Source organism: Motiliproteus sp. MSK22-1 (genome assembly GCF_001968815.1).
Taxonomy (GTDB): Bacteria; Pseudomonadota; Gammaproteobacteria; order Pseudomonadales; family Balneatricaceae; genus Motiliproteus.
The window spans coordinates 271,546-284,812 of record NZ_MIEQ01000022.1; the positions used below are offsets into that span (position 1 = coordinate 271,546).

General features: G+C 47.7%; 10 protein-coding genes. All 10 read left to right on the forward strand.

Features of this window, described 5'->3' with window-relative positions; translation table 11 throughout:
- Positions 1-13: 13 nt before the first annotated feature.
- Positions 14-1,366 (forward strand): RIP metalloprotease RseP, encoded by a 1,353-nt coding sequence (gene rseP, locus BGP75_RS04465; RefSeq protein WP_076715631.1) that lies wholly within the window; start codon positions 14-16, stop codon positions 1,364-1,366.
- Between the two features lie 50 nt (positions 1,367-1,416).
- Entirely contained in the window at positions 1,417-3,747 is a 2,331-nt protein-coding gene (gene bamA, locus BGP75_RS04470; RefSeq protein WP_076715634.1) for an outer membrane protein assembly factor BamA, read from the forward strand.
- Between the two features lie 21 nt (positions 3,748-3,768).
- A complete protein-coding gene (locus BGP75_RS04475) occupies positions 3,769-4,275 on the forward strand; it encodes an OmpH family outer membrane protein (protein ID WP_076715637.1) in 507 nt (168 codons plus the stop codon).
- Between the two features lie 4 nt (positions 4,276-4,279).
- The gene (gene lpxD / locus BGP75_RS04480) at positions 4,280-5,326 is read left to right on the forward strand and encodes a UDP-3-O-(3-hydroxymyristoyl)glucosamine N-acyltransferase (RefSeq protein ID WP_076715640.1); all 1,047 of its coding nucleotides are present in this window, start codon (positions 4,280-4,282) and stop codon (positions 5,324-5,326) included.
- A gap of 32 nt (positions 5,327-5,358) precedes the next feature.
- On the forward strand, positions 5,359-5,796 hold the full coding sequence (gene fabZ / locus BGP75_RS04485) for a 3-hydroxyacyl-ACP dehydratase FabZ (RefSeq protein ID WP_076715643.1): 438 nt from the start codon (positions 5,359-5,361) through the stop codon (positions 5,794-5,796).
- A 2-nt stretch (positions 5,797-5,798) separates the two neighbouring features.
- The gene (lpxA, locus tag BGP75_RS04490) at positions 5,799-6,569 is read left to right on the forward strand and encodes an acyl-ACP--UDP-N-acetylglucosamine O-acyltransferase (RefSeq protein WP_076715646.1); all 771 of its coding nucleotides are present in this window, start codon (positions 5,799-5,801) and stop codon (positions 6,567-6,569) included.
- 270 nt (positions 6,570-6,839) lie between these two features.
- The gene (gene lpxB / locus BGP75_RS04495) at positions 6,840-8,099 is read left to right on the forward strand and encodes a lipid-A-disaccharide synthase (protein WP_369832102.1); all 1,260 of its coding nucleotides are present in this window, start codon (positions 6,840-6,842) and stop codon (positions 8,097-8,099) included.
- A gap of 80 nt (positions 8,100-8,179) precedes the next feature.
- Complete coding sequence (rnhB, locus tag BGP75_RS04500; protein ID WP_076715652.1) at positions 8,180-8,791, forward strand: ribonuclease HII; 612 nt, start codon at positions 8,180-8,182, stop codon at positions 8,789-8,791.
- 119 nt (positions 8,792-8,910) lie between these two features.
- The gene (gene dnaE, locus BGP75_RS04505; protein ID WP_076715655.1) at positions 8,911-12,429 is read left to right on the forward strand and encodes a DNA polymerase III subunit alpha; all 3,519 of its coding nucleotides are present in this window, start codon (positions 8,911-8,913) and stop codon (positions 12,427-12,429) included.
- Between the two features lie 156 nt (positions 12,430-12,585).
- On the forward strand, positions 12,586-13,152 hold the full coding sequence (locus BGP75_RS04510; RefSeq protein ID WP_076715658.1) for a tetratricopeptide repeat protein: 567 nt from the start codon (positions 12,586-12,588) through the stop codon (positions 13,150-13,152).
- Positions 13,153-13,267 lie beyond the last annotated feature (115 nt).

A 13,267-nucleotide genomic window follows, 5' to 3' on the forward strand; every position in this document is an offset into this window, starting at 1 on the left:
ACAGGTTTTTTTGATGGGTATTTTGCAGATCATTCTCGCTGCGATCGTCACGCTTGGTATTTTGGTTACCATTCATGAATATGGTCATTTCTGGGTGGCCCGACGTTGCGGTGTCAAAGTGCTTCGTTTTTCCGTTGGCTTTGGCAAGGGGCTCTTCAGTTGGCGTGACAAAATGGGAACAGAGTATGTGATTGCTGCTATCCCGTTGGGTGGTTACGTAAAGATGCTGGACGAAAGGGAGGGAGAGGTTCCTGACTCCTTGCTTGACCAGGCTTTTAATCGTAAAACCGTTTGGCAGCGAATCGCTATTGTTGCTGCCGGGCCTGTGGTTAATCTGGCTTTTGCTGTCTTGGCATACTGGTTTCTGTTTATTTACGGTGTCAGCACCGTTGCGCCAGTTATAGGAGACATTACCGGGGGGTCTCCGGCAGAAATAGCTGGTTTGGTATCGAAAGAAGAAATTGTTTCGGTTGACGGATATCCGACTCGTAGCTGGGAAGAGGTTGGGTTAAGGCTGGCGGCACGTATTGGTGAGACAGGACAGTTACAGATTACGACACGATCAGTCGATCTTGGTGGTGAGCAGCGCTATCGCGTTGTCATTAATTCCTGGAAGGTGGATGAGGAAAAAGGTCCGCTTTACAGCTTGGGGATTGCACCATTTCGGCCGCCTGTCCCCGCCATTATCGGCCAGCTAGTTGAAGGGGGGCGAGCTGAGGCAGCTGGGCTTCGTGTTGGCGATCTGGTGCAGCAACTGGATAATCAACCGGTAAATGACTGGTATGAACTGGTGTCCCAGATTCAGGCGAATCCGGAAAACCAGGTTGTATTAACTCTGGTTCGTGACGGGCAACCAGTCGAGCTGAATATTACTCCTGCCAAGCAGTCTGCGGGTGATGGTCGAGAGTACGGCTACATCGGGGCTGGCGTTGAGCCGCCTGTCTGGCCTGATTGGCTGTTACGCGAAATTAGTTATTCGCCTCTGGAAGCTATACCTGCGGCTCTAAACAAAACACAGCAGCTTGTCGTACTGATTATTGAGTCTATCGGGAAGATGATTCAAGGAGAGATTTCAGTAAAAAACTTGAGTGGGCCAATAACGATTGCTAAAGTGGCGGGGGCTTCGGCAGAGTCGGGACTTGAGAGTTTTTTGAACTTTCTCGCTTACTTAAGCATCAGCTTGGGTATTCTTAACTTATTGCCAATTCCTATGTTGGATGGAGGACATATTCTTTATTATGTCATCGAGGCTATTCGTGGTCGGCCTGTCTCTGAGAAAACACAACTCGTGGGGCTGAAGATCGGCATGGCGCTTTTGATGGCGTTAATGTTCTTGGCTTTTTATAATGACCTAGCGCGTCTCTAATTTAAGCGTGACGCTATAAACTTTGTTCTGGAACGGATTTGTAACGCTGAATGAGACGTAGACTGATACACCTATTGATCAGCCTTCTATTCCCGCTGACACTGGCACTTCCTGTGACTGTTTGGGCTGAAGGCTTCACTGTTTCTGATATTCGAGTAGAAGGGCTTCGGCGCCTGGATCTTGGTACTGTGTTTCGAGCTTTTCCCGTAGAAATCGGTGATGAAGTCGACGAGTATCGTTTGGCCGATGCGGCCCGGGAATTGTTTAAGTCGGGTTACTTTAACGATATCCAACTGGTTCGTGACGACAATGCTGTCCTTGTTGTTCGAGTGCAGGAGCGCCCGGCCCTTAGTAAGATCGAGATCAAGGGGAACGACGTCATTGAGACCGAAGCACTAACCGAAGGGTTGGCTGGTATCGGTCTGCGTGAAGGTGAGGTATTCCAAAGAGCGACCCTTGAACAAATCAGGCTTGATCTTGCTCGTGTTTATGCAGCACAAGGGCGTTACGGGGCATGGATTGATGCAACCGTAGAAAACCTTCCGGAGAACCGAGTGGGCCTTACGATTAATATCAAGGAAGGCGAGGCCGCTTCCATCCAGCATATCAATATTGTTGGTAATGAAGTCTTTGACGACGAAGAGTTGCAGAAGCAGTTTGATTTGAAAACCCCAACTTTCTGGTCATTCTTCTTTAAGGATGACCGTTATGCACGGGAAAAACTCAGTGGTGATCTTGAGCGGCTGCGCTCCTATTACCTGAACCGAGGCTATATTAACTTTAATATTGAATCGACCCAGGTTTCCCTAACCCCGGATCGCAAGCACGTCTATATCACCATCAATGTAAGCGAGGGTGATCTCTACTACTTCGGTGATTATGAATTTGCTGGCAACCTGGCGGTTGACCCTGAGGAATTGCATCAATTGATACCGTTGAGCAATGGAGATGTTTTCTCGCGAAAAGTGATGGTTAATGCCACCGAGCAAATCGTCAGTCACTTGGGTGCTGATGGATACTTACAGGCTAATGTAAATCCAGTCCCTGACATTGATGAGGAAAATAAGCGCGTAAACCTGAAGTTCTTCGTTGATCCTGGACGTCGGCTTTATGTTCGCAGAATCAACTTCAGAGGGAATACAACCAGTGCTGATGAGGTGCTGCGGCGGGAAATGTGGCAAATGGAAGGCGGCTATGCATCCAGTAAAAATATTGAGAAGTCCAAAAGCCAGCTTGAGAGACTCGGATACTTTACCTCCGTCAATGTAGAAACAACACCGGTGCCAGGCGTTGATGATCAAATCGACCTGGAATACAGTGTGGTGGAACAGCTATCAGGTAACCTGAGCGCCAGTATTGGTTTCTCGCAAAGTTCCGGTATTTTGCTCGCTGTGCAGGTTTCTCAGAAAAACTTCCTTGGTACAGGTAAGCACGTGTCCTTCACTGCCAACAATAGTGATACAGACACCGAATACAGTTTTAGCTTCACTGACCCGTACTACACCGTTGATGGCGTCAGTCGCGGCTTTAACCTGTTTTATCGACAGCAAAACTTTGACGAAGATGACACCAGTAATTACTCCACTGATGCATTTGGTGGTGGCGTCAACTTTGGCTATCCGATCGACAGCTTCCAGCGACTGAAGTTTGGTATTGGATATGAAAACCTGGAAGTCAATCTGGGTAATGATGTGCCTACGGAAATTACTGATTTTATTGCAGAAGAAGGCAGTCAGTATAATCTTTTACCGATAACCGCTTCTTGGAGTGACAATCATCTCAACAAGGGCTTTTTAGCCACAGATGGTTATTCCCAGTCTTTGTCGTTGGAAGCATCGGCTCCCGGCAGTGATCTGGGCTATTACAAGTTAAGGTATCGCGGGCAGCGTTATTTCCCGATAACGGATGACTGGATATTAAAACTTGAGGCAGAGCTTGGGTATGGGGATAGTTATGGTGGAACGGCTGAGCTACCTTTCTTCAAGCATTTCTTCTCTGGTGGTTTTAACTCGGTGCGTGGCTTCAAGAATAATAGCTTAGGTCCTCGAGCAAATAATGCCGATACGGACCCGTTGGGCGGGAACGTATTGATCGAAGGCTCGGCTGAGGTGATTTTCCCGTTCCCATTTGTAGAAGACGACAGTAAATTACGCTCGTTAGTCTTTTTGGATGTTGGTAACGTCTTTGATACGAGCTGTCTTGACAGTAACCCCAACTGTACCAGCGGTATTGAGCTGGATGAATTTCGTGCTTCGGTGGGGCTTGGGGTTTCCTGGATTACCTTTATCGGGCCTTTGTCATTCTCTATCGCAGCGCCAATCATTGAAGAGAGTGGCGATGAGACGGAGTCCTTCCAGTTTGCGCTTGGTCGTACGTTCTAATTATAGGGAAAGGAGTTACATATGAAATTGGTAAAAACGCTGCTGGCAGTACTTTGTTTGGTTCCAGCACTGGCTTTCGCCGCGTCGGAGAAGCTTGCTGTCATTAATGAAGAAGCAATAATTAAAGGCTCCAGACAAGTATTGGAAGTAAAGCAGCAGTTTAGAGAGCAGTTCCAGGCTGAATTTGAACGTTTGAAGAAAATCCGGGATGAAGGCCGGGCGTTGAAAGAGCGTTTAAAAAAGGAAGCAGATTTTTTAAGTGAAGCTGAAAGAAAATCGTTGATTATTGAAGTCCAGAAAAAAGGCGGGGCTTTTAACCAGCTTCAGCAAAACCTTGCACTTGCCGAGCAGCAGCAGCTAAAACAACTTCTGCAGCAACTAGGTCCAAAAGTAGATGCCGTTCTTCAGGAGCTGTCCGAGAAATATGATTTGGATCTGATTATGAAAAAACAAGGGGTTGCCTACATCAATACTAAAACAGTGAGAAATTTGACCACCGAGGTTATTGAAGCGCTAAATAAAAAGTAGCCTTATGGTAACTGAATTGACACTTGGCGAGATTGCGGCAACGCTTGGCGCGCGACTTGTTGGAGATGCAGACAAGAAAATTTGCGGCATCCAGTCGCTTCGCAGTGCGGTGGGTAATCAGATTTCTTTTCTGTCCAGTCCAGCCTTTCGGGCCGATCTGGAGAAAACTAAAGCTGCAGCCGTGATTGTTACTGAAACTGATCTGGCATTGTGTCCCGTTGATGCGTTGATACTGGATGATCCGTATCTAGGTTATGCCCGTATCAGTGGCTGGTTTGAAAATCGCCCTATGCTACCGGTCGGAGTTCACTCTTCAGCTGTTGTCGATGCAACGGCTAAGATTTCTGATTCTGCCCGAATTGGTCCTTTTGCTGTTATTGAAGCGGATGTGGAGATCGAAGCAGGAGTTGCCATTGGGGCGCATTCTGTTATTGGTTGTGGAAGTTTTATCGGGAAAGATAGTCTGATAGCTGCCAATGTAACTGTTTATCATGGTGTTACGATAGGGCAGCGAGTACTGGTCCACAGTAGTGCGGTCATTGGCTCCGATGGCTTTGGGTTTGCTATCGATAAAGGCCGGTGGAACAAAATATCTCAGTTGGGACGGGTGGTTATCGGCGATGATGTAGAAATTGGAGCCGGAACGACGATTGATCGAGGGGCGCTTGACGATACTCTAATTGGTAACGGAGTGAAGCTTGATAACCAGATTCAGATAGCTCACAACGTTGAAATTGGCGAAGATTCGGCGTTTGCTGGTTGTGTCGGAGTTGCCGGCAGCTCAAAGATTGGCCGTCGGTGCACTATTGCCGGTGGGGTTGTTGTAGCGGGTCACCTCGAAATGGCGGATGATGTCCATATCACGGCTATGGGACTGGTTACAAAATCCTTGAAAAAACCGGGTGTCTATTCCTCTGGTACAGGTATTTCTCCTCATCAGCAATGGAAGAGAAACGTGGTACGTTTCAGACAGTTAGACCAGTTGGCGACTCGAGTCTCCAAACTGGAGAAATCAATTGAAATGGCAAAAACAAAAAATTCTGCAGATTAACAGCTCCAGAAAAGCTCAAAGGTCAGTGTTAAATGATGGATGTTAAGGAAATTCGGGAATATCTACCCCACCGCTACCCGTTTTTATTGGTGGATCGTGTGGTTGAGCTTGAAAAGGGGGATTCAATAGTTGCTTATAAAAATGTCACGATTAATGAACCTTTTTTTGACGGTCACTTCCCAGATCATCCGGTAATGCCTGGTGTTCTGATTATCGAGGCAATGGCCCAGGCTGCGGGTATTCTTGGTTTTAAAACCATGGATAAAAAACCGCAGGACGGGTCAATTTATTATTTTGTCGGGTCTGATAAGTTGCGCTTTAAGCGACCTGTCGTGCCCGGTGATAGAGTGCAGCTGGAAGCCAGGGTTGTTTCTGAAAAGCGTGGTATCTGGAAGTTTGAGTGCAAAGCATCTGTTGATGGTGAGTTAGCTGCTTCCGCTACTATTCTTTGTGCCGATAGGAAAGTCTGATTTTGATTGATAGTCGTGCCGATATCGACCCTAGCGCCCAATTGGCTGATGATGTAGAGGTCGGCCCCTGGACGCTGATTGGTCCTGATGTAGTTATTGAATCAGGGTGTCGGATTGCTTCTCATGTGGTGTTAAAGGGACCAACCCACATTGGGCGCAACAATCGCATTTTTCAGTTTGCGACTGTCGGTGATGAGTGTCAGGATAAAAAATATAGAGGTGAGCCTACGCGGCTTGAAATTGGTGATAACAACGTTATCCGGGAGGGCTGTACCATTCATCGCGGTACAATCCAGGATAAAGGAATCACCAAAATTGGTAATGATAATTTGCTGATGGCTTATGTCCACGTGGCCCATGACTGCATTGTTGGTGATCATGCGGTGCTGGCTAATAATGTAGCTTTGGCTGGGCATGTACGGGTTGGTGACCATAGTATTCTTGGTGGCTTTACGGCTGTCCATCAGTTTTGCCAGGTGGGAAGCCATGTCATGTGCGGGACCGGTACGGTACTGCTACAGGATATACCCGACTACGTCATGGCAAATGGTAATACTGCTAAACCCCATGGCATAAATGCAGAAGGGTTGCGTCGTCGCGGCTTTTCTGCCGATAGTATACAAGCAATTAAACGAGCCTATAAGATCATCTATCGTCAAGGTCTTAAGGTTGACGAGGCCATTGAGCAACTGCAGTTATTGACGCAACAGCAGCCTGCTGTTCAGCTCATGATTAATGCTCTGAAATCTTCTAACCGCGGTATCATTCGATAGCCGTTCTTGTTTGTTATGAACCGGTTTGTCACGTACGTATTGGTCAGGTAGATATCTGCCATAGAGCTGTTTGTTATTGGTCATTGCTTGATAGTAGCCGTAGCTTGACAGCAGTGGTTCGATAGTTGCTATGGTTTGACAATACTAACAGTTCGCAATGGCTACATTTCGACGGCAGCCATAGCCTGTAGTGCTAACAGTTCGACGGTCCCGGTTATTTTATAGTTAATTATGATGAAAAATAATGCAGCAACGGTTAAGGCTGATGCGGTGCGTCCGATTCGTATTGCTATCGTTGCCGGTGAGGCATCGGGGGATATCCTTGGTGCCGGGTTGATAAGGGCTCTCAAGGAACAGCTGTCTTCTGTTGCCATCGACAAGACCGCCGTGGCATTAAACTCTGAGATAGAAACTTCTGGGCATAATCCTGATGGCCGACAAGGTTCTGACACTATCGTAGCAGGGACTGTGAAAATCCAGTTGGAAGGTATTGCCGGACCTTTGATGATGGCAGAAGGAATGGAAAGCCTGTTCTCTATGGACCGGCTTTCTGTGATGGGGCTTGTTGAGGTGCTGGGGCGATTGAGGGAGCTGCTGTCAATTCGTAAGCAGCTCCGCCAGCGTTGGCTGGAAAACCCACCAGACCTTTTTATTGGTATCGATGCCCCGGACTTCAATTTGCCCTTGGAGGCTAAACTTCGTAATGCCGGTATTCCAACCGTTCACTATGTGAGTCCTTCAGTCTGGGCATGGCGTGAGAAGCGTGTCCTTAAAATTGCCAGGTCTACAGATCTGATGCTCTGCTTGCTTCCATTCGAAAAGCGGTTTTATGACAAACACGGGGTTGACGCTCGGTTTGTAGGCCATACGCTGGCTGATGAATTGCCCGTCGAAGTTGATACTCCAGCAGCCAGGAAAGCATTAGCTTTAGATGACAAGCAAACGTGGGTCGCGCTATTACCAGGAAGCCGGGCAGGAGAAGTTGAGAAGCTCACACCTCTTTTTCTGGATGCTGCACGCTGGTTGCTCAAACAAAAACCAACACTGAAATTTATTTTGCCGGCAGCAAACCGAGCACGATTTGAACAGTTACGGGAGCTGTTGAGTGGCCAGGATCTTCCGGTGCAGTTGATTGAAGGGCGTTCTCGTGAGGTTATGCAGGCGAGTGATGCTGTGTTGATGGCTTCTGGTACTGCTGCTTTGGAAGGTATGCTATTGAAAAAGCCGTTAGTCGTGGCTTATCGTATGGCTCCTCTGACATTTGCAATTATTTCCCGCATGCTCAAGGTCCCCTATGTTTCGTTGCCAAACCTGCTTGCTGATGAGCCGCTGGTTCCAGAGTTGCTCCAGAATGATGCAACTGCTGAATCTCTCGGTCGGGCTTTGTTAAAACAACTTGATGACAAAGAGCATAGAGACTATTTGTTGCAGCGGTTTACCCAGTTGCATGAGCAGATGCGGTTGAATGCCAGTCAGCAGGCAGCAAAAGCAGTACTTGAACTGATTACCAGCAAAAGTAACTCTTGTTAGCTGGGGCTCTGTTGCAGGTAATTGATAGATCTTGATCGCTTTTGGACAATTAGCAGCCATCAGATTATGAGTATCGGAACATGAATGAAGAGTTTTGTAGTTATCAGGGATATCTGCTGGCAGGAGTCGATGAGGTCGGGCGTGGGCCTTTATTCGGAGATGTTGTTACCGCGGCGGTCATTCTTGATCCTGAGAATCCAATTGCTGGTTTAGCTGACTCCAAGAAACTGACCGAGAAGCGCCGAAATGCTTTGTATGATGAGATAATGGATAAAGCGCTTTCATGCTTTGTTGCCAGAGCTTCGGTCAGTGAGATTGATCAGCTTAATATCTTACATGCGACGATGCTGGCGATGCAGCGTGCAGTTGAGGGTCTTTCTGTCCAACCAGAATTTGCTTTAATTGATGGCAACCGCTGTCCAGAGCTAAGCTGCCCCTCAGAGCCTGTTGTTAAGGGAGATAGTCGCGTCGCTGCTATCAGCGCGGCTTCCATTCTAGCCAAAGTGACCCGTGATCGAGAAATGCAGAACTTTGATTTGCAGTACCCAGGCTACGGGTTGGCACAGCACAAAGGTTATCCTACTGCTGGGCATCTTGAAGCGCTGCGGAGCTTAGGGCCTACACCCTTACATCGTCGCTCCTTTGGGCCAGTCAGAACTCTGTTAGAAGGTTCTGAAGATCCTGGCTGGTAATGTTCTATACCACTTTGCATTACCAATCCGTTTTGCGCAGATTTTCTGTCTTTGACCCAACAGTGAATGATTTACTGGTCAAATAGTTCTTGAACCATAAGTATCAACAGGTCTAACAGATGACAACATCATCAGAACCCAGGTTCGTGCACCTTAAAACCCACTCAGAGTACTCCATTGTTGATGGTCTGGTACGAATAAAGGGATTGGTTAAAGCCGCCGCTGAGGATCAGATGCCAGCCGTTGCGTTGACAGATCAGGTGAACTTTTATGCCTTGATCAAGTTCTACCAAGCCGCTATGGGAGCTGGTCTGAAGCCAATTTGCGGTGCTGATTTATGGATTCAGAATCGACAGGATATAGACGAAGCCCCTACTCGGCTGACTTTGCTTGTGATGAATTCCGAGGGATATCGCAACCTGACGGAATTGATTGCCCGCGCTTATCAGGACGGTCAGGGAATGATGCCAGAGAAGGCTGTTGTAAAAATGGAGTGGGTTGCACGTCAATCGGACGGGCTGATTGCTCTGTCGGGTGCTAAGGAAGGTGAAGTTGGTCGGGCATTGCTGGGAAATAAGCCTGAATTGGCTGAGACGGTTCTTAAAGAATGGGAGGCGCTTTTCCCTGGACGCTTTTATCTCGAACTTCAACGAACAGGCCGCGCTAATGATGAAGAATGTCTGCATGGCTCCTTAGAGCTGGCGAGCAGGTTGCAGATTCCGGTTGTGGCAACCAATGATGTTGTGTTTATGAATCCGGAAGATTTTGCTGCCCATGAAGCGCGGGTCTGTATCAATCAGGGGCGGGTACTGATTGATCCCCGAAGGCCGAAAGATTATAGCGACCAGCAGTACTTTCGCAGCCAAGCGGAAATGGTCGAGCTTTTCGAAGACATTCCAGAAGCCCTTGCGAACACCCTGGAAATAGCCAAGCGCTGCAATATTGAAATTGAACTGGGTAAGTATTATCTACCTGCGTATCCCATCCCAGATGGGATGACAATGGATGAGTTCTTTATCGATGTTTCGAAAAAAGGCCTGGAAGAACGGCTCGACGTTATTCTGGACAAAAACGACCCGGATTATGCGGAAAAGCGTAAACCTTATGATGAGCGGTTGGATTTTGAGCTGAAAATTATCATAGAGATGGGTTTTCCGGGTTACTTCCTTATCGTTATGGACTTTATCCAGTGGGGTAAGGACAACGGGGTTCCAGTCGGGCCTGGACGAGGATCCGGTGCAGGTTCTCTGGTGGCCTATTGTCAGAAAATCACTGACCTTGATCCACTTGAATATGACTTGCTATTTGAGCGATTCTTGAATCCTGAACGAGTATCCATGCCTGACTTTGATATCGATTTCTGTATGGATAATCGTGATAAAGTCATTGATTACGTTGCAGAAACCTATGGTCGAGATGCCGTATCTCAGATTATTACATTTGGCACAATGGCTGCAAAAGCGGTGGTGCGAGATGTGGCCAGGGTGCAGGGTAAAGCCTTTGGCCTGGCTGATAAACTGTCCAAGCTGATCCCTTTTGAAATTGGTATAACCCTGAAAAAGGCCGTTGAGCAAGAGCCCGCGTTACGGGAATTTATTGACGGCAGTGAAGAAGTTCAGGAAATTATGGAGATGGCCTACAAGCTGGAAGGGGTCACTCGGGGGGTGGGTAAGCATGCCGGTGGAGTGGTGATCGCGCCAACCAGGCTGACAGACTTCGCACCGCTGTACTGTGATGAGGCCGGTCATGGACTGGTTACCCAATTTGATAAAAATGATGTTGAAGCAGCTGGCCTGGTTAAATTTGACTTTCTCGGATTACGCACGCTTACGATTATTGACTGGGCGCTGAAGACTATTCATCGACAGCAGGCTAAGCGAGGTGAAGATCTATTAGATATCACGACGATCTATCTCGAAGATACTGCTGTTTACGAGATGCTCAAGCGTGGAGATACAACGGCGGTATTCCAGTTGGAATCCAGTGGTATGAAAGACCTTATGAAACGGCTACTGCCCAGCCGTTTCGAGGATATTGTCGCACTGGTAGCCTTGTTTCGCCCTGGACCGCTGCAATCCGGGATGGTAGATGATTTTATCAACCGTAAGCATGGTCGAGCCAAACTCTCTTATCCACATCCCGATTATGAGTATATGCCGCTACAGTCGGTTCTGGAGCCCACTTATGGGGTCGTGCTCTATCAGGAGCAAGTCATGCAAATTGCTCAGGTTATGGCGGGGTTCAGCCTGGGCGGTGCTGATATGTTGCGTCGAGCCATGGGTAAGAAAAAGCCCGAGGAGATGGCAAAGCAGCGGGTTGGCTTTTTAGAAGGCTGTAAAGGCAATGGAATTGATCCGGACCTGGCCGGGAATATTTTTGATCTGGTAGAAAAGTTTGCCGGTTACGGATTTAACAAATCCCACTCTGCTGCCTATGCTTTGGTTTCCTATCAGACAGCATGGTTGAAATGGCATTATCCAGCGCCTTTTATGGCGGCAGTTATGTCATCGGATATGCAGAACACCGATAAAGTGGTGATCTTTATTGAAGAATGCCGCACCATGAAATTACCTCTGGTATTGCCGGATGTTAATTATGGTGAGTATATGTTCACCGTTAACGATGCCGGTGAAATTGTTTATGGGCTGGGTGCGGTAAAAGGGGTGGGAGAAGGTCCTATCGACGCCATTGTTGCTGCGCGGGCAAACGGACCTGAGTTTAAGGATCTGTTTGATTTTTGTGACCGTGTTGGCGTCAAAAATATCAATAAAAGAGTTCTGGAAGCATTGGTTCGTTGTGGGGCTTTGGATCGGTTGGGGGAGAGCCGTGCGGTTCTGATGGCTGCCATTCCTGATGCTGTTAAGGCTGCGGACCAGAATGCCCGCAATCAGGACAGCGGCATAGTTGACCTGTTTGGCGGTATTGTCGATTCTGTTGAAGAGGATACTTCTAATGTCTACGAAGCCTATCTTGGAGTTCCTGAATGGAGTGACAAGGAGCGTCTTAATGGTGAAAAGGACACGTTGGGGCTCTACGTTACGGGGCACCCTATTGAAGAATATGAGAAGGAGCTGAGAAAGTTCGTTCCCAATCGTCTGGTTGATCTTAAACCTGCTCCCCGGCAAACACAAAAAATGGCAGGCTTGGTCATTGATGTGCGCCTGCGTAAGACAAAACGCGGAGATACGCTCGCCTTTGTTACCCTTGATGATCGCAGTGCACGCATGGAAGTAACTCTGTTCGGAGATATTTACGAGCAGTATCGTGAGTTGGTCGCTAAGGACACTGTCCTGATCGTTGAAGGAGAGGTCGCTCATGATGACTATTCCGGCATGGTTAAAGTCCGTGCCAGTCGGATTTTTGACATCGTTGGTGCTCGGCGCTGTTTTGCCAATTGTCTTGAAGTTGAGATAGGAGCGGGAGGATACGAGGATTCTCAAGGAAAGTTGTTGTTTGATCTGAGTACCTGGCTGGAAAGCAGTCGTGGGGAAGGAGTGCCTGTCAGGATAAGGTATAAACGCACCGATGCCGTTGCTGATATCAATCTTGGGACTGACTGGAAGGTGCTGGTCTCCGATGAGTTGATGCTGAGTCTTCAACGGTTATATGGTAAGCAGCAGGTTCGGCTTCTGTACTAGATAATGTGATCATCAGTCGTTTTCCGATACTGGGTTTCAGATCATTGCTGAAAGATAATTTGTACGACCCTTGTCTATACTGAAAGAATCCTCGAAGTCAAAGCAGGCTTGAAGTCGCAGCTCTGTTTTGAACGAAGCGCGAGGGAGGGTCTTACAATGAAGTACTGCATTATCTTGCTTACCATATGCTTGTTATCGTTCGTGTCCTGCTCAGTCTCCACCAGTTACGCTGCTGAACCTGAATCAATTCGACAGCAAACACTGGAATATCGATTTCTGCAATTGAGTCTTGCCAAGGACCAAATAGAAGCACTTCGCATTGAAAAAGCCATTTGGCTTCTTTGGCTTCAGTCTGGCAACGGTAAGGCTGACCAACTGTTGCAGGAGGCGATTGAAGCTCGGCGTTGGTATAATTTTGATCGGGCATTGGCGTTACTTGATCAAGTGATCAGCATCGTGCCTGACTATTCAGAGGCGTGGAACCAGCGAGCAACCGTACATTTCCAACGAGGTGACTTTGAGAGTTCGTTGGAAGATATAGCCAAAACGCTGGAGCTGGAGCCTCGTCATTTTGCTGCAATGGCAGGTCGGGGCATAATCCGGCTTCAGCAGGGGGATTCGGCACTGGCTATTCAAAATATCAAGGCAGCGCTGGACTACCATCCTTATTTACGGGAAAGGAAGTTTTTCCCGTTTTTAATGGATAGCTATCAAGCTCCCTGACAAAGTTTGATCGCCAATTGTCGCTTTGTCAGGCTGTTATGCCTGCTCTTCAAAACTGCATTGCACCTTTCGACTGGTTGTTTATCTGGAAACACTTTTCCGGACGGGTTAAACT

Excerpts from the sequence above, each read along its gene's own strand:
- rseP (WP_076715631.1), top strand. The coding sequence starts at position 14 with ATGGGTATTTTGCAGATCATTCTCGCTGCGATCGTCACGCTTGGTATT.
- bamA (WP_076715634.1), top strand. The coding sequence starts at position 1,417 with ATGAGACGTAGACTGATACACCTATTGATCAGCCTTCTATTCCCGCTG.
- BGP75_RS04475 (WP_076715637.1), top strand. The coding sequence starts at position 3,769 with ATGAAATTGGTAAAAACGCTGCTGGCAGTACTTTGTTTGGTTCCAGCA.
- lpxD (WP_076715640.1), top strand. The coding sequence starts at position 4,280 with ATGGTAACTGAATTGACACTTGGCGAGATTGCGGCAACGCTTGGCGCG.
- fabZ (WP_076715643.1), top strand. The coding sequence starts at position 5,359 with ATGATGGATGTTAAGGAAATTCGGGAATATCTACCCCACCGCTACCCG.
- rnhB (WP_076715652.1), top strand. The coding sequence starts at position 8,180 with ATGAATGAAGAGTTTTGTAGTTATCAGGGATATCTGCTGGCAGGAGTC.
- dnaE (WP_076715655.1), top strand. The coding sequence starts at position 8,911 with ATGACAACATCATCAGAACCCAGGTTCGTGCACCTTAAAACCCACTCA.
- BGP75_RS04510 (WP_076715658.1), top strand. The coding sequence starts at position 12,586 with ATGAAGTACTGCATTATCTTGCTTACCATATGCTTGTTATCGTTCGTG.